Annotated in this window: 12 protein-coding genes and 1 tRNA gene; all 13 read left to right on the top strand. The window is 48.6% G+C overall.

All coding sequences use genetic code 11. From position 1 onward, the window contains the following. Positions 1 to 5 precede the first annotated feature (5 nt). The 13 genes from pstA (at position 6) to ACX1C1_RS15570 (ending at position 17,864) form a co-directional block, all read left to right on the top strand. Entirely contained in the window at positions 6 to 848 is an 843-nt protein-coding gene (pstA, locus tag ACX1C1_RS15510; RefSeq protein ID WP_458953075.1) for a phosphate ABC transporter permease PstA, read from the top strand. 46 nt (positions 849 to 894) lie between these two features. After that, on the top strand, positions 895 to 1,734 hold the full coding sequence (pstB, locus tag ACX1C1_RS15515; protein ID WP_458953076.1) for a phosphate ABC transporter ATP-binding protein PstB: 840 nt from the start codon (positions 895 to 897) through the stop codon (positions 1,732 to 1,734). 129 nt (positions 1,735 to 1,863) lie between these two features. Further along, complete coding sequence (locus ACX1C1_RS15520; protein ID WP_458953077.1) at positions 1,864 to 2,847, top strand: SMI1/KNR4 family protein; 984 nt, start codon at positions 1,864 to 1,866, stop codon at positions 2,845 to 2,847. A gap of 186 nt (positions 2,848 to 3,033) precedes the next feature. Then, positions 3,034 to 3,106, top strand: a tRNA-Ala gene (locus ACX1C1_RS15525). 339 nt (positions 3,107 to 3,445) lie between these two features. Further along, on the top strand, positions 3,446 to 3,586 hold the full coding sequence (locus ACX1C1_RS15530; protein ID WP_458953078.1) for a hypothetical protein: 141 nt from the start codon (positions 3,446 to 3,448) through the stop codon (positions 3,584 to 3,586). Between the two features lie 1,068 nt (positions 3,587 to 4,654). Next, positions 4,655 to 6,706 (top strand): hypothetical protein, encoded by a 2,052-nt coding sequence (locus tag ACX1C1_RS15535; protein ID WP_458953079.1) that lies wholly within the window; start codon positions 4,655 to 4,657, stop codon positions 6,704 to 6,706. 157 nt (positions 6,707 to 6,863) lie between these two features. Next, positions 6,864 to 9,494: a glycosylhydrolase-like jelly roll fold domain-containing protein gene (locus tag ACX1C1_RS15540; RefSeq protein WP_458953080.1), complete on the top strand. Its 2,631-nt coding sequence runs from the start codon at positions 6,864 to 6,866 to the stop codon at positions 9,492 to 9,494. A 116-nt stretch (positions 9,495 to 9,610) separates the two neighbouring features. Further along, a complete protein-coding gene (locus ACX1C1_RS15545; protein WP_458953081.1) occupies positions 9,611 to 11,167 on the top strand; it encodes an ABC transporter substrate-binding protein in 1,557 nt (518 codons plus the stop codon). Between the two features lie 99 nt (positions 11,168 to 11,266). Beyond that, positions 11,267 to 13,678, top strand: coding sequence for a glycoside hydrolase family 2 TIM barrel-domain containing protein (locus ACX1C1_RS15550; RefSeq protein WP_458953082.1), 2,412 nt, complete (start codon positions 11,267 to 11,269; stop codon positions 13,676 to 13,678). 36 nt (positions 13,679 to 13,714) lie between these two features. Continuing rightward, positions 13,715 to 14,776 carry a family 43 glycosylhydrolase gene (locus tag ACX1C1_RS15555; protein ID WP_458953083.1) on the top strand — a complete coding sequence of 354 codons (1,062 nt, stop codon included), beginning with the start codon at positions 13,715 to 13,717 and terminating at the stop codon, positions 14,774 to 14,776. Positions 14,777 to 14,808: 32 nt separating this feature from the next. After that, positions 14,809 to 15,810: an endo-1,4-beta-xylanase gene (locus ACX1C1_RS15560; protein ID WP_458953084.1), complete on the top strand. Its 1,002-nt coding sequence runs from the start codon at positions 14,809 to 14,811 to the stop codon at positions 15,808 to 15,810. A 193-nt stretch (positions 15,811 to 16,003) separates the two neighbouring features. Further along, on the top strand, positions 16,004 to 16,966 hold the full coding sequence (locus tag ACX1C1_RS15565) for an ABC transporter permease (protein WP_458953085.1): 963 nt from the start codon (positions 16,004 to 16,006) through the stop codon (positions 16,964 to 16,966). Between the two features lie 13 nt (positions 16,967 to 16,979). Further along, entirely contained in the window at positions 16,980 to 17,864 is an 885-nt protein-coding gene (locus tag ACX1C1_RS15570) for a carbohydrate ABC transporter permease (protein ID WP_458953086.1), read from the top strand. The last annotated feature ends 5 nt before the right edge of the window (positions 17,865 to 17,869 follow it).

The following is a 17,869-nucleotide window of genomic DNA, read 5'->3' on the forward strand; positions in this document are numbered from 1 at the left end:
TTGCCATGAACAACGTAGTCAGAAATCAACGAATCGCTTTCGCCTGCCTTAGCGGACTTGGGTTGCTTACGGTTTGTGTATTGATCTTTATAATCGGCTATATTTTGAGCCAGGGTTTCTCCATGATCAACTATGAATTCCTGACCTCCAAGCCGCGCAAGATGGGTTCGGAAGGCGGTATATTCCCTGCCATTATAGGTACCGTATATCTAGTCGTAACTACCATGGTAATTGCCACACCTATTGGCGTAGGTGCAGCCATTTACTTGAACGAGTATACAGCCAAAGGGAAAATTACGGCCATGATCCGGTTCGCAACGGAAGCATTGGCGGGTATTCCTTCCATCGTGTTCGGTTTGTTCGGGTTTGCATTTTTTGTAATCTTGCTGGAGCCTGTTACTGGGGGCTGGTCGATCCTCTCCGCATCATTAACCGGTGTGACGATGGTATTGCCTACTATCGTTCGTACAGCCGAAGAAGCGTTGAAGGCCGTACCGGATACGCTGCGCGAAGGAAGTCTTGCGCTAGGTACGACGAAGTGGCAGACCATTAAGAGCTTGATCCTGCCAACGGCAATGCCCGGCATTATTACAGGTATTATTCTCTCGATCGGTCGCGTCGTAGGTGAGACGGCGGCATTCCTTCTAACATTGGGCGGTACGCTGCTCATTCCACAATCGTTGATGGACGGAAGCCGTACACTATCCTTGCATCTCTACATGGTTGCGATGGAAACAGGTGCGATGGATATGGCGTTCGGAACAGCGGCCGTGCTGATCGTGTTAATTCTGATCATCAACTTGACGGCAACCTGGCTGTTCCGCAGATTGATCAAACGTTTCTCATAATGATGTGCTTGTTCAAATAAAGGCAGACTACAATGACTAGAAGGGAATGATTCATGTGCCAACCACTCAGATCAAATCGATTAGCGGAGCTGTACCAGCCGGTAATGGCCATGCCGTTGATTCCGGAAACGCCAAGCCGCAGATCGTTGCGCAGGATCTAGACTTGTTCTATGGAGATTTCCAAGCGCTGCACAAAATCAATCTGGATATCTCCGAGAAACAAATTACAGCCTTGATCGGACCGTCGGGCTGCGGCAAATCAACGTTTCTGCGTACGCTCAATCGGATGAACGATCTTGTAAAAGGCGTTCAAATCAATGGCGAGGTACGCATCGGCGACGAAAATATTTATGACAAGTCGGTTAATGTCGTCGAGCTTCGCAAAAAAGTAGGCATGGTGTTCCAGAAGCCGAATCCGTTCCCGATGAGTATCTATGACAACATCGCTTACGGTCCACGCGCACATGGCATCAAGAAAAAATCGCAGCTCAACGAAATCGTCGAACGCAGCTTGACTCAAGCAGCACTGTGGAATGAGGTCAAAGATCGTCTGCATTCATCGGCATTGGGACTGTCAGGCGGCCAACAACAGCGTCTTTGTATTGCTCGCGTGCTCGCGGTGGAACCAGAGATCGTCCTGATGGATGAACCGACATCCGCGCTTGATCCGCTCGCAACATTAAAGGTCGAAGAGCTGGTTAATGAGCTGAAGCAGCAATATACGATCGTTATCGTCACACATAACATGCAACAAGCAGCTCGGATCTCCGATGTGACGTCGTTCTTCTTGAACGGTAAGATCGTTGAAACCGATGTAACGAGCAAGGTGTTCACGAACCCGTCCCACAAACAAACGGAGGATTACATTACGGGCAAGTTTGGGTGACTTGTAGGTTACTCGTGAATGTATTGAAAAGGCATCCAGGGAGATGGATGCTTTTTTGGCTTTTGCAGCTATTTCATATTGGACTATCTGATGAACTTTTTTGTATGCTATTCATTGGAGGTGATGTAAATGAGACTACTCTATAACCTACTGGACCGAATTAAAGAGGGTGTAACACCAGGTCATGAATATTATAAAATGGATAGCAATGAATACAACAACTTCCTAAAGCTGCTTGCGAAGCAGGGGTTTATAGAAGTTTCAAACTCAATTCGACGCGGGTTTTCTATTGTCGAATATAGAATTACGGATAAAGGGATAGGGTTCTTGCAGGAAAATAACCATTTTAGATTAGAAATGCCATCTGATGAAATGGAAATCCCGCACTGGATACGATTTGAGGGGAACGTATATGTGCCTAGAGTGAAAGAACTGAGAGCTGCTTCATATAGTCGAAAAAGTCGTGGGATCATTGATTATTCCACATGGACTAAATGCATGGAGTTCGTTAGCGATGCTTCCATACTGAAGCACGGAAGAAGTATCGTACAGATCGCTGGAAAGGCAACTGAAGAGGAGATTTCTAGGATTGAGATGAAGTTAGGCATCACAATGCCTGATTCATTTAAGCATGTCCTAATGTCATATGCTAAGAGCGTTCATTTCTTTTGGCATGTTCCTGAATCTAGTGCTTGTAAACTTGATTATGAAACCAGGATACAAGGAGGCGGATTCTTGGATGATGGCTTATGGGATTTAGACAAATTAATGGATTACAATGTCATGAGAGAAGACTCAGAGCATTTAGACGATGATTGTAAGCAGCATTGGGCGAATTCGCTCGTCTTTGCGCGAGATGGTATGGGAAGTTATTATGCAATCGATCTGAAATACAATGTGGGCGAGGTTATTTTCTTATCAAATGAAGGTCAATATCATGGATGGAGGTTAGGGGAGGATTTCGAAACTTTTTTTGATAACTGGATTAGTATTGGTTGTGCAGGCTCATATGTGAAGGATCTAATCGCATTCTCGACATTTGAATCTCCGTATGTTTCGATAGAATCTGCAAATGCCAGGAAATTTAATGATTGGATATCAATGAAAAATTGATATTTTGGCGCTACATTATAGCCACATGATAAAATAATAAAATGCAAAGTCCTTCTGAAGAATTATTTAGTAATTGTTAGTCAACTGGCATGTTGGGAATCAAGTTAAATAGGACGTATGGATGCAAAATTTGATTGACGTTCTCGCCACCGATATGCTATTATATCCCTTGTCGCCACAATATTTGGGGCCTTAGCTCAGCTGGGAGAGCGCATCGCTGGCAGCGATGAGGTCAGGGGTTCGATCCCCCTAGGCTCCATACGAAGAGAACGTCATCACAAATCGTGATGGCGTTTTTCGTTTGGATTGCCTGGGGGGAGAGAACCCCTATAGGTTCGCCCGCGCGCAGGAAGTGGAAGTGATGCTTCGAAGCATATGCTTCTAACGGACGAACACGGCGTCTGAATCTACCGCTTAAAGTCCTCGTCGAATTGGCTTCGTCAGCCAAATAATATGGATTCGGACATCCCCCTAGGCTCCACCAAACTTAAGAGCCTTGAAATCCTTGCGTAGCAAGGGTTTATTGTTGTTTAGGAAATTATACGAGGCTAAAAAATGTGGATAGTCGAGTCGAAAAAATAAATGGGGGGGAATCGTTATGGAGAAGCGAGAAACATGGAAGAAACGAGGGATCGTTAAACAGATCTTGAAGGATCATTTTCATGGATTTTGGGAACTTCATGCGAATCTATTCCCGAAAGAACTGCAGGAAACGATACCGGCTCTGATCCTGTATTAAAATCCTCAATCGGGGAATGCGGCGTGAGGGACCCCTTTATTATTCGTTCTCCATTGAATCAGAATTGCGACGGATCTGCGAATAGCGGGCGGAAAAGGACTTCGGGAAAGCACTTAAAAGACATGGGTGTTAAATAATTATGTGAACCCTCGATTGTAATTGATGAAAGTACGACATCCAAGGAAATGTATCGGCTACTAATTCGGATTGGTATAACGAGACGGGTAGCGGTTTTTCCTTTCTCATGGATGTAGTTGGAAATCTGGGTATTGAAGGTAATGCGCATTTCTTCGCAATGCCATGATCGTTGCCGCCTGGATGGATGAAAGCAAATGGCCAGGGTGAATCCGCAATGGCAGGCAGGCAATTGAAAAATGAGCACACTGGAGATGCAGCCTTACTGTTGCTGAAGACACTTACGCGTTCGAAGCCGAAATCCCCGCCACTACGGTTTCAACGTATACATAGAATCCTTCGTGCATAAAAGCGCTTCAAGAAATTATTCAACCTTTGCCCTTCTCCGGAAAGGCAAATGGTACAGCCAAAATGGAATTTGGTCTTGGCCAGCTCCAACCGTCACTATGTCTACAAGCAAGGGCGATGTGCAAGCTTCCGTGACTTGGGATGTGAAAGCCAGTTCCTATGACCAAAATGTTAAAACGGCACAGACCTGCATGTTTAACGGGAACTAACTAATAAGGAAGATACCTCACTGACTCTAATTGTTTCTCCAACAAAGCCTTGAAATCTATTGGTAGCTAAGGCGACAGTAGCATTAACTGCAAGGCAACCCTAACTAACAACTACAAGCTGCCCAAGCAGCTCAAGTGCTGAAAAATTTGATGGATGCGCTAAGATAATCAAAAAATCTTGATTCGTCGTTATGATTGACGAATCAAGATTTTTTTATTTTGATACTGGTCATAAAAAAGTGCTAAATGTCGGAAAAGAACAAATCGATCTGCCGCCATTATGATAGCGATCGCGTCTAACGCCGCTCTATAATTTAATCAATCTGTAGGAAATGGATTGTCGAATAGAATAAGTTTTCGCTTAGGAGGAACTAAATTGGAGACAAATTCTCATAATAATGATGCTCAAACATCAGCCTCGCTATATAACGGGTTGGAAGATCCACAATTTCAGCTCCCATACGTGGACATCGACGAGTGGAGGGATGCGCCTGTGAGGCATCGTTACATTCACGGGGGTTTCGAAGGTAACGACACCCGTTTTTCTTTCTATTTTCCACCTAAGGAAGCTTATGAAGGCCGCTTCTTCCAACCGGTATATCCCGTTCAGGGAAGCGAAAACACGGCTCAAAGCAGGGAAGAGGGCGTGGATAATATCATCGGCTTTGCCTTATCCATCGGTGCTTATCTGGTAGAAACGAATATGGGCGGAATGTCACCTGACTTCACCCTTGTATATCGCGCAAGCGCGGCAGTGGCGCAGTATTCGCGAGTCAAAGCGGAGGAGTTGTTCGGCCCGCATCGTCCTTTCGGATATATCTCGGGCGGCAGCGGCGGTGGATTCAAAACCATTAGCTTCATGGAAAATACGACAGGCGTGTGGGACGGGGCGGTTCCATTCGTCATCGGAACGCCGATGGCCATTCCGAATGTGTTCACGTCTCGTGTTCACGCGATGCGAATCCTTAAAGATAAATTCCCTGCTATCATCGATGCGTTGGAGCCTGGCGGCAGTGGGAATATGTATGAGGGACTAAACACGGAAGAAAGACAAGCGCTTGAGGAAATAACCAAGATGGGTTTCCCGCCTAAAGCATGGTTTGCCTACAATGAAATCGGCGACGGTGCGCTTACGGTATTGTTTCCTTCCGTCCTGCAGATGGATCCTACCTATTTCGAGGATTTCTGGACGGTTCCGGGTTACTTAGGCTCCGACCCTGACAGTACGGCTTCTCGGGCGCGTCTACAGCACAAGACCATAATCACGGAGGTGATTCGTCCACGAGAGTCAGACGAATCGGATTCCGAAAAGGCGGTCAATATGGGTGTAGATGATGCTTGGAAAATGCTGACGGAGGAGCAATCTCTGCCTTCCTTCAAGCTGACCAAAGTACCGGAGGGAGATTACTACCTGGATGGCGCCTTTATCCGGGTGACTAGTGGCGAGGCGGCCGGACTAAAGGTTCCGCTTGGTCGAATGGACGGAACAATCGCCACTATCGGTTCCGCATTCGGATTTTTCACGTCCGTTCCAAGCTTAAATCAAATCAAGCCTGGCGACGAAATCGTGCTGGACAACTCGGACTATCTCGCTATCCAGACTTATCACCGGCATCAAGTACCAACAAGTGAATATCGCGTGTGGGATCAGTTCCGAGACGACAGAGGCAAGCCGCTATACCCGCAACGTCCGTTCTTGGTCGGTCCGGCCGTCGCTTTCGGGGGTGCGGGATCCGTTCAAAGCGGATGTTTTGAAGGGAAAATGATTGTCGTTCAGACACTTATGGATGAAAGCGCGTTCCCTTGGCAAGCCGACTGGTATCGAACCAAAGTCAAGGAAGCATTGGGAGAAAAGCTGGACGAACGGTTCCGTCTTTGGTTCGTAGATCGTGCTCTGCACGCCGATACAAGCTCAAACGGGGCGAGAGACGATCTTCATATTGTCTCCTATGTACCCGCGTTAAATCAGGCGTTGCGAGATTTGATCTCATGGGTGGAACGTGGGGTTACTCCTCCTGCCAACACCAATTATGAGGTCGTCGACGGTCAAGTGATCGTGCCGGCTCTTGCAGCCGAACGCGGAGGGATTCAGCCGGTTATCCAGTTAAGAGCCAACGGAGGCGAACGGGCGAAGGTTTCCGCCGGTGAATCGGTTTTCTTCCAAGCCGAGATCGAGGCTCCGCCGAATACCGGCAAAGTAGTTTCCGCGGAGTGGGATTTCGAAGGGGATGCCACTTTTCCTATCGAAGCGACCCTCGTTTACCTTAACGAAGAGGGCTCGCTAGCGAGGGTCGAGGCCACTTACTCGTTCTCTAAGGCCGGCACTTACTTCCCTGTTTTGCGCGCAGCATCGAATCGAAAAGGGGATCGAAGCGACCTGTATACGCAAGTGCTGAATCTTAGTCGTGTAAGAGTCGTCGTTAGATAATCATACAAGGCTGTCCGAAAGTCGTCGAGGATGACGGAGGGCAGCCTTTTGATTGATTTTGAAAATGCCGGAAAAGCACAAATGAGATTGCCGCAAAACTGTTAGTGGCGCTCTGATCATTGCAATATGATGAAGATATTAAAGGGGTGGATGAACCATGTCAACAAGATTGCAAGATGTTCTATTGGGCAAAGAAGACAATTATATATTGCCGTTCTTCTGGCAGCATGGCGAGGACGAAGACATTCTTCGTGAAGAGATGGCGCGCATACACGAATCGGGAATCCGTGCTGTATGCGTGGAAGCCAGGCCGCATCCGGATTATCTCGGACCCAAATGGTGGAAAGATATCGATGCCATTCTGGACGAAGCAAGGACGCGCGGCATGCGCGTGTGGATTCTGGACGACGACCACTTCCCGACCGGTCACGCGGCAGGCCGCGTAAAGGATGCACCGCAAGAGCTTCGCCGTCTATACTTATCAGAAAGCCACGTGGATGCCATCGGACCGCGGGATCACTCGGCGTTTTTGGTTGCTCCTTTGCCGTACCATCCGGGCTTCAGCAACGGAGGCAGTTTGGTCGGGGTCATCGCCGTGAGACGAGATCCAAGCACTGGTGATTTGATGGAAGAGTCCTACGATTTGACGGAAAATGTTGTGAACGGAAAATTGTATTGGGATGTTCCAGACGGTTACTGGCGGATCTTCACTCTAATCGAAAGCGAGCATGGCGGCGACCCGCAGAAGGCCGATTATATCAATTATCTCGTTGCGGATTCCGTGCGAATTCTGATCAATACCGTGCATGAGGCATTTTATGAGCGGTACCGCGACGATTTCGGCAAAACCTTGGCGGGCTTTTTCTCCGACGAACCCGGCTTCTATAATGATAAAGATACATGGGACTTTAACTCGAAACCGGGCAAACGAGGGGTCACGTTGCCGTGGAGCAAGGGAATGTACGGACTAATGGAAGCGGAGCTCGGCTCAGATTACAGAAGGTATTTGCCGTTACTCTGGCACGAGGGCGGCGAAAGAGCGTCACAGATGCGTTACAGTTATATGAATGTGGTAAGCAAGTTATACGCTGAAAATTTCACGGCTCAGATCGGCGATTGGTGCCGGGATCGTGGCGTGGAGTATATCGGACATGTGCTCGAGGACAGCAATGTGCATGCACGTCTCGGCAGCGGAGCGGGGCACTTCTTCCGGGCGCTTGGCGGGCAAGATATGTCCGGAGTGGATGTCGTGCTCTGGCAGCTGCGGCCAGGATTCGACGAGCTTCCGACGCGAGGCTTCGTAGGGGAAGGCGATTCAGAGTTCTTTACTTACGGGATGGCTAAGATGGCCTCTTCGCTTGGTCACTTGGACCCGAAGAAAAAAGGCCGTACGATGGCCGAAGTGTTCGGCGCGTATGGCTGGGCGGAAGGTCTTAAGCTGATGAAGTGGATGACCGACCACATGCTCGTCAGAGGCGTCAATTATTTCGTCCCGCATGCCTTCTCGCCGAAGGAATACCCGGACAGAGACTGCCCTCCGCATCTTTATGCCAGAGGGAAGAATCCGCAATTCCGATATTACAAATACTTGAATCATTATACGAATCGCATGAGTCATCTTCTATCCGGCGGCACCCATGTGGCGACGGCGGCCGTTCTCTATCACGCCGAAGCGGAATGGTCCGGAGATTCAATGTACTTCCATAAGCCGGTTAAAGAGCTGATGAGGAATCAAATCGATTGCGACGTCCTTCCTTGCGACGCGATCGTGAATGATGTCGAAGTCCAAAGCGGCAAGCTCCGGATGCTGGAGGAGACCTTCGATTGCCTGATCGTACCTTACAGCGAAGCGCTTCCGGGCAGCGTGTTGGTCCGTATGAACGAGCTGGCCGAGCAAGGACTTCCCGTCTTCTTTATTGACGGTCTTCCGAGCCGGACAAGCGATGGGAAGATGGATCAGAACGTTATAAACAGCTTGGCCGCGAACGAACGGATTGAGACTGTGCCGCTCGGCAATCTCGTAGAGAGAATGAAAAAATCAGGCTTATACGATGCCGAGGTCAGGAAATACGAACCGTTCCTGCGCAGTTATCGCGTAAGACAGTCGGAAATGGATGTCTTTATGTTCTTCAATGAACATCCAAGTCATACAGTGGACACGGAAATTTGGCTGCCGGTTAAGGAACAAGTGTTGTGGTACGATGCGTATGAGAATAAGCTGCTGGAAGCTAACGGTGTTAGTGATCATAACGGCATGTTTATCAGGCTGCAATTGGAGCCCATGGAGAGCATCGTACTTGTATCGGGAGCGTTCACCGATGGAGTTGTTGCAGAGAATGGGAGCAAGCGTGTAACGCAAGCGATCGCGATTGAAGGGCCATGGTCGGTTTCCACGGCAAAGTCCGAACAGTATCCTGCTTTTACGCCTTGGAGAGAGATCGATGCTCTAACGGATGTCAGCCAAATCGGGATGTTGCCAACGTTCTCGGGAACGCTTCGGTATGAGACGAAGTTCGACTGGTCTTCTTCTAGAGGAGCTCGCGCGGCGATTGATCTCGGCGAAGCGTTTGAAACGGCGGAGATCTATTTGAACGGCGAATCCGTCGGCGTTCGAATAGCGGCTCCGTATCGCTTCGACATAAGTAAGCTTATACGGGAAGGACGCAATTCGATTGCGATTGAAGTGACGAATACGCTGGTATTGGAAACGCCGGATATCTTCTCGCGGCTGGGCCAGCTTGAGCCTAGCGGCTTGCTGGGACCCGTGCGACTTTGTTGCGGCGAGTAACGGAAAGTTTGCCGGAAAAGCACAAAACAGATTGCCGTAATAGTGTTAGTTGACCTTGAAAACGGTTGCTATACTTAAGCTGTAACAAAAACAAAAACAATTTTCGGGGTGAACCTATGAAGAACAAATTAAAGGGAGTCACGGTGTTAGCTGCGGTATCGCTCGTTACGGCCATGCTATCGGCATGCTCGAACAACAATGCCACGAATGGGAACGCTGCACATGAAGCAAATGAGTCGAATCAGGGGGGACAAGCAACATCAGCCGCGGAAAACTCGGCTCTTGATCCTTACGAAATTACGATGGCCTTGCCGATATTCAGCGCGGAGCCCAAGGATATAGCTGAAATCGAAGCCGAAATCAGTAAATTGACAAAAGAAAAGATGAACGCCACCGTCGATATCCTTCCGATCAGCATTGGTGCTTATGGCCAGCAAATGAACCTGATGTACTCTAGCGGAGAGAAATTGGACCTGTCCTTTACTTTCGGCGCTGGCGGTATGTATAACGCGGCCGCTGCTTCAGGAAAGCTGTATCCGATTGACGACATCTTGAAGGAACACGGAACAGGCATTATCGAGGCCGTCGGGGAGCAATACGTTAATGCTCCGAAGATTAACGGAAAGCTGTACGGCGTCCCGTATGTCGATGCCTACGCGAAGGGCGTCGATTACTACATGCGCAAAGACCTCGTCGACAAGTATCAAATCGACGTTGCGGCTATTAAGACGATGGACGATGTAGAGAAGGTTCTGAAGACCATTAAAGACAACGAACCTAATATGATTCCTCTCGCCGTAAGCGCAGGTCTTGGACCTGTCGTTTCCTATACGAATTACGATGACTTGGGAGACAGAATCGGGGTCCTACCTGATTACGACAACGGATTGAAAGTCGTGAACCTTTTCGAAACGCAAGATTATGCCGATCAGTTGGCGCGGGTACACGAATGGTTTAAAGCGGGTTACATCAATAAGGATGCCTCGACGACAACGGTGTTGCCAAACGATCAGTTGAAGGCAGGGCGGACATTTAGTGCGATCTACCCAAGCGCTCCGGGACAAAAAGAAGGGATCGAATTCCAGATCGGCCACGAGCTTGTCGGAGTGGAACTGCTTTCTCCCCATGCAAAGACAGGCAATGTCATGACTGGGCTTTGGACGATTGCCCAACAATCAAAAGATCCAGAGCGAGCGATGATGTTCCTTAATCTTATGTATTCGGACCAAGATATTCTGAATCTTCTCGTCTGGGGTATCGAAGGGAAACACTACGTAAAAACTTCGGAGACCCAAGCCGACTATCCGGAAGGATTGGACATTAATTCGGTTGGTTACAACATGAAAAGTTTTGTGTGGATCATGGGTAATCAAAGACTCGCTTACCTATCCCAGTCCGATAATCCGGAATTGAGAAAGATCGAACAAGATTTCGATTCCAGAGGGGTTCCTTCTAAGGCGCTAGGTTTCTTGTTCGACGAAGCCCCTGTCAAAAATGAAGGCGTAGCGATCCGAAACGTGTTGGATCAGTATACGAAAGCTTTGGAAACCGGAACGATTAATCCGGAAAACAAGCTAAAAGAATTCAACGAAAAGCTCAAGGCGGCAGGCATTGAGAAATATATGGCGGAAAAGCAAAAGCAGTTAGATGCATGGGCATCGACGAACCAATAGTCAGATATCGCTGAACCCCGCCATTAAATAGGTATAGTCCCAACAGGGAATCACACGGGGCTATACCTTTTTCTTCTATTCTAGTGGAGGAAGGTGCAAATGTTGATGAAGGTGTCATTCAATGAAGGCTGGAACGTTGGACCGCATACGAGCTTTACCAATATGCGTCCAGGAACGCAGGAGTCGATAACGCTGCCTCATGATGCGATGGTTGCGAGGACTAGAGATCCGAAAGCAGCAAGCGCCGAGAAGAAAGGCTATTATCCGGACGGAACTTATGATTATAACAAGACATTTTTTATACCGGCCGAGTACAAAGATAAACGAGTCACTTTCGAATTCGAGGGCGTCTACTCGAATGCGATGGTCTATATCAACGATGCTTTTGCAGGTCAACATCCATACGGATACAGCCAATTCTATATCAAGGCCGACCCCTTCCTGAAGTACGGGGCGGAGAACGAAATCAAGGTTGTGGCTAGGAGCCATGATGATTCCCGCTGGTATACGGGGACTGGCATCTACCGCAATACCAAGATGATGGTTGCCGGCGCGGTTCACTTCGCGCTGGACGGCATTCAAATATCTACCCCGGATATATCCGAAGGGCGTGCCGTCGTTGCTGTAAAAGCCACCATCGATAACGAAGGAATGAACCTGCAATCCACGAGAATCGTCACCGAGATTCTCGACGCTTCCGGACGGATCGTAGCGACGGATTCGATCCCTTGCACGGCTTTGGCAGGCGAGCGGACAACCTCTCGAGGGCGGCTGTATGTAAGCGAACCAAAGTTGTGGAACGTGGATACTCCTTATTTGTATACGTGCAGGAGTAAGCTGTTCGAAGGAGATCAAGTGCTAGACGAAGAGGAAACCAAGTTTGGAATTCGTTCCCTGTCACTTGATCCTTTCGATGGACTTCGTCTGAACGGCGAAGTCGTGAAGCTTCGAGGCGCTTGCGTTCATCACGATAACGGCTTGATCGGCGCGGCCACGATCGATCGTGCCGAAGAGCGGCGCGTAGAATTGATGAAAGCAGCAGGCTTCAACGCGATACGCAGCTCGCATTATCCGATGAGCAAAGCCATGCTGGACGCCTGCGACCGATTGGGCATGCTGGTCGTCGACGAGAGCTTCGATATGTGGGCGGTCAATAAGTCGGCCTATGATTATGCGATGCATTTTCCACTTTGGTGGGAGAGAGATATGGAAGCAATGGTTAACAAAGATTACAACCATCCTAGTGTCATCATGTATTCGATCGGAAATGAAATTCCGGAAGGCGGTAATCCGCACGGGGCCGCATGGGGCAGAAGGATTGCGGAGAAGATCCGCGGCATGGATTCTTCCCGGTATATCATGAATTCGATAAACGGGCTTCTCACGGTTATGAAGCAGCTTGCTGCGGCCCAGCCTCAAGGGCAGTCGGGTGGAGGCAACTTTAACGATATGTCCGCCATCATGAAGCGGATCAATCAGCACGAGCTTGTGACGAAAGCGACCGAGGAATCCTTTGCCGCCGTAGACGTCGCAGGGCTGAACTATGGCGATAGCCGGTATGAGCTCGATAAGGAGCTGTTCCCTAATCGTGTCATCTGCGGCAGCGAAACATTCCCTAAAGATATCGCGAACAATTGGAAGCTGGTGATGGAGAATGGTCATGTCATCGGGGACTTTACATGGACGGGCTGGGATTACCTCGGCGAATCCGGAATCGGAAGAACGGCTTATGAGGATGATCAGAGTCAGGGGCATGGGATCGTAGGCGAATATCCTTGGCTGTCTGCCTATTGCGGAGATATCGACATTACGGGAAAACGTCGTCCAGTGTCCTACTATCGAGAGATTGTCTATGGTTTGCGGAAAGAACCCTATATTTCTGTCTTGAGACCAGCAAAGTACGGGAAGAACGCAAACATCTCCTCTTGGGGCTGGAGCGATTCGATATCAAGCTGGAGCTGGGAAGGCTTCGAAGGAAAAGTGATTCAGGTCGAAGTCTATTCGGATGCCGACGAAGTCGAGCTGCGAATCAATGGAACATCGGCGGGGAAGGCGGGGAGCGGTGAAGCCAACGGATTTATCGCTCGATTCGATACGATCTACACGCCAGGAGAAATTATCGCTGTGGGCTATAAGAATGGAGAGGAAACCGGTCGATCCATCCTGAAGTCCGCCGGAAGCTCGGTGAATCTGCGCGCGGAAGCCGATCGCGAGGTTATCGAAGCGAATGACGGCGATCTTGCCTTCGTGACGGTTGCCCTTGTCGACGATGATGGCCTTGTGAAGCCGTTGGCAGATCGGGAAGTATCTGTCCGAATAGAGGGGCCAGGCTGTTTGCAAGGCTTTGGCACCGCTAATCCGAAGCCGTTAGGCAACTTCTTCGATACGACTCAACCGACCTATGATGGATTGGCGCTGGCCGTCATTCGGCCAACCTCGAGCGGAATCATACAAGTCACTTTCGAAGCCGAAGGCTGCAAGCCTCAGTCCGTGCAAATTACAGTTTTGTAACAGGAAGCGAAATGGAAAAAAGGAGAGGCGAACACCATGCAAACATCCATTAAACCGGGCCAAGTCTGGCTTGATACGGAAGGTAAACGAATTCAAGCTCACGGAGGATCGATCTACTACGAGAACGATACCTTCTATTGGTACGGAGAGGACAAGGAGAAGACCGTGCCGGGCAGCGGGATCTGGCATTGGGGAGTCCGCTGCTATTCTTCGCAGGATTTGTACAATTGGAAGGATGAAGGGAATATTATTCCGCCCGTAGAGGACGACGAAACGTCATCTCTCCACCCGACAAGCCATATGGATCGTCCTCATATTATTTTCAACAAGCCGACCGGAAAGTATGTGTGCTTCTTGAAAATCATGGAGAAGGATCACACTCAGACCTTGACCATTATGACTGCAGACAGGCTACTTGGTCCTTACACGATTGCGAAGACCAAATTCCGCCCATTGGATATGAGCGCCGGCGATTTCGATCTGGTCGTCGCGTCGGATGGCAAGGCTTATTATTACTTCGAACGAGTGCATAGCGAATTGATATGTGCGGATTTGACCGCTGATTATACGGATGTAACGGGATATTACTCGACTCATTTCCCTAATATTCATCCTCCGTTCGTTCGGGAAGCGCCGGCTCACTTCGAGCGTAGAGGTCTTCAATATTTGGTGACATCGGGAACGACTGGCTATTATCCGAATCCCTCGGAATTGGCTTGCGCTCGAACGTTCCACGGACCGTTCGAGATTCTGGGTAATCCGCATGTGAACGATTCGACCGAGACTTCATTCCGTTCCCAGATTACGTCGGTATTCAAGCATCCGAAGAAAAAAGATCTTTATATCGCGCTGGCAGATCGATGGATTACCGATGAATCGGGTTTTATTCCTTACGAGGATATCCGCAATGGTTTCGACATTATGTATAATCCCAATCGGGCTGGCGAGCCGTTTCCGGCGACAACGCAGAGAAGGCCGATTTATAACGCGGAGGAGAATACGAACAAGGCCGACTATGTATGGCTGCCGTTCCGCTTTGACGGGAAAATGGCGTATTTGGATTGGCTAGACGAGTGGCGGGTTGAAGACTACGAGTAACGGCAAGAAACGATAAGGAGAGTATCTGATATATGACATCCTTATATGAAGCGCACAAAAAGTTCTTTAAAGTAGGCGCGGCTATTAGCCGCGAGAGCATACAAAGACACGATGCTATTATTTCGAAGCACTTTAATTGCGCAGTCGCGGAAAATGCAATGAAATGGGAACCGACGGAGCCGAATCAAGGAGTTTTTACATTTGGAGAGGCTGATGAAATGGTCATGTATGCTCAGAGTCGTCAGCTGGCTCTTCGAGCACATGCTCCGATTTGGCACATGTCTGTACCGGATGATTTATTTCATGATGGGGAAAAATCCGCTTCCAGGGATGTGCTCATTGATCGAATCGATCGTCATATGCAGGCTTTCTGCGAACAGTACAAAGGTCGATTTTTCTCTTGGGACGTTGTAAACGAGGCCGTCAACGATTACCCTGGCGATGATTTGCGACCGTCCAAATGGTTGGAGCTCATTGGGCCCGACTATGTGGATATTGCCTTTCGCATGGCGCGAAAACATGCGCCGGACGTGGAACTCTTTTACAATGATTACAACGAATTTGTACCCTATAAACGAGAGCGTATATTGAAGCTTGTGAAAGGAATGAAAGATCGAGGCGTACCGATTGACGGAGTGGGGTTGCAAGGGCATGTCAATATCGTAGAATGTAATCTGGATGAATATGAGCGGACAATAGAAGCATTTGCCGCCTTGGGATTACGAATTCATATTACGGAGATGGATGTGAATCCTTATTCTCTTCGCGACCGCGTTTATCCTCCGTCATCCCCCATTACCGAGGAGATGCATCGGAAACAAACAGAAATGTATCGCGGAATATTCGATATATGCCGCCGTTATTCAGATACGGTGGATGCCGTATTAACATGGGGCGTCGCAGACGATATGACCTGGCTTGACCGTGAGTTTTGTGCCGGCCGCGAGCACCAGCCCCTGTTGTTCGACAGGGATCACAAGATTAAGAAATGGACAGAGCAAATCATCGAAGACGCGATTCGATATAACAGGTAGAAGCAGGTCAACCGTTTTTTTCGGTTGACCTTTTTTTGTTCGCTACGGGACTTGCAGCCAGCCAGTATAGTCGAAAGCTACAGTATGATGCCGGAAAACGACAAATGAAGATGCCGTCATACTGTTAGATGGCCGAAATGCATCCCCTTATAATGAGGATATACAATAGATCAGGACAAGGAAGGGATCGCATATGGGACAACATACATCGATGTCCGCAGTATCGGCCGGGCCGAAAGTAAAGACGAAGAATAAATACAGGAAATACCTGCCCCTACTCATTATGATGGTTCCCGGTCTTCTTTATCTGCTTTTCAATAACTACTTGCCCATGCTGGGGATCGTCATCGCCTTTAAGGACGTGAATTTCGCCAAAGGCATTCTTCAAAGTGATTGGATCGGCTGGAAGAACTTTGAGTACCTCTTCAAAACATCAGACGCTTACATCATTACTCGCAATACGATTCTGTACAATGTCGTCTTCATCGCGTTAGGAACGGCTTTGTCGCTCGCTTGCGCGATCTTGTTAAATGAGATTAAGAACAAGGTGCTGCTGAAAGCATACCAAAGCCTCATCACGCTGCCGCATTTGATCTCGATGGTTATCGTCAGTTATCTGGTATACGCTTTGCTCAGCGCGGATACGGGCTTTATCAATAAAACGATCCTGCCATGGCTTGGCATAGAAGAGGGAATTATGTGGTATAGCGAGGCGAAATACTGGCCCGTGATTCTGACATTGGTCAACATCTGGAAAGGCGTCGGGTATTCCAGCATCGTATTCTTCGCCGCGTTGCTGGGGATCGACGAAGAGTACTATGAAGCGGCAAGACTGGACGGCGCGAGCCGCTGGCATCAGATTATCCATATTACTTTGCCTATCCTGACACCAGTCATTATTATGCTGACCTTACTCAATGTCGGACGAATTTTTTACTCCGATTTCGGTTTATTCTATCAGGTTCCGATGAATTCCGGTATGCTGTTCGAGACAACTGCTACCATCGATACTTACGTATTCAGAGGCTTAACGGGATCGGGCGATATCGGAATGTCTACCGCGGCAGGTGTTTACCAGTCCATCGTCGGATTCATCCTCGTCATACTGGCGAATTACTTGGTAAGACGATACAACAAAGATAACGCATTGTTCTAAGGAGGCGGCCCATTTGAAAACGGAAAGTAAAATAATAACTTCGATTAGCCATGTCTCAATGTTTCTATTTGCCGCGGTCTGCGTGATTCCATTCTTGCTGCTAATCTCGGCATCATTTACGGATCAGAATGCCATCATCGCTAGCGGATATTCCTTCATCCCCCAAGATTTCAGCACTGCGGCCTACACCTATCTTTACGAGAGAGGTTCGGATATCGCGAGGTCCTATGGCGTCACGATATTTATCACCGTTGTCGGAACGCTCATCGGATTGTCTCTTACGACGCTTCTTGCGTATCCTCTTTCGAGGAGCGAGACGCCGCATCGGAATCTGATTATGTTTTTGGTCTTCTTCACGATGTTATTCCATGGCGGGCTGGTCCCCTCGTACCTGGTGTACACGCAGATCTTTGATATCAAGAACACCATATGGGCACTCATCATACCCGGCCTGCTTACGAACGGTTTCTACGTCATGATGATGCGTACGTTCTTCCAGACAACCATCCCACCGGCTTTGATTGAATCATCACAACTTGACGGAGCAAGCGAATATCGCATCTTATGGTCCGTCGTGATGCCGCTCTCGACGCCAGTCCTTGCAACGATTGGATTGTTCACAAGCATTATGTACTGGAACGACTGGCAGAACGGCATGATCTATATTACCAAACCGGAGTATTTCAGCATCCAGAACCTGCTGAACCGGATTATGCAGGACGTTCAATTTATTAGCACGAATTTGAGCAGCAACGCCGGAGGCGCCATGCAACAAATGCCAACCGATTCGGTGAAAATGGCGATTGCCGTCATAGGAGTTCTTCCTATCCTCGTCGCCTATCCGTTCTTCCAGAAATATTTTATTAAAGGTATTATGATCGGGGCTGTAAAAGGCTGATCTGT

This window comes from Paenibacillus sp. strain BS8-2, assembly GCF_054483835.1.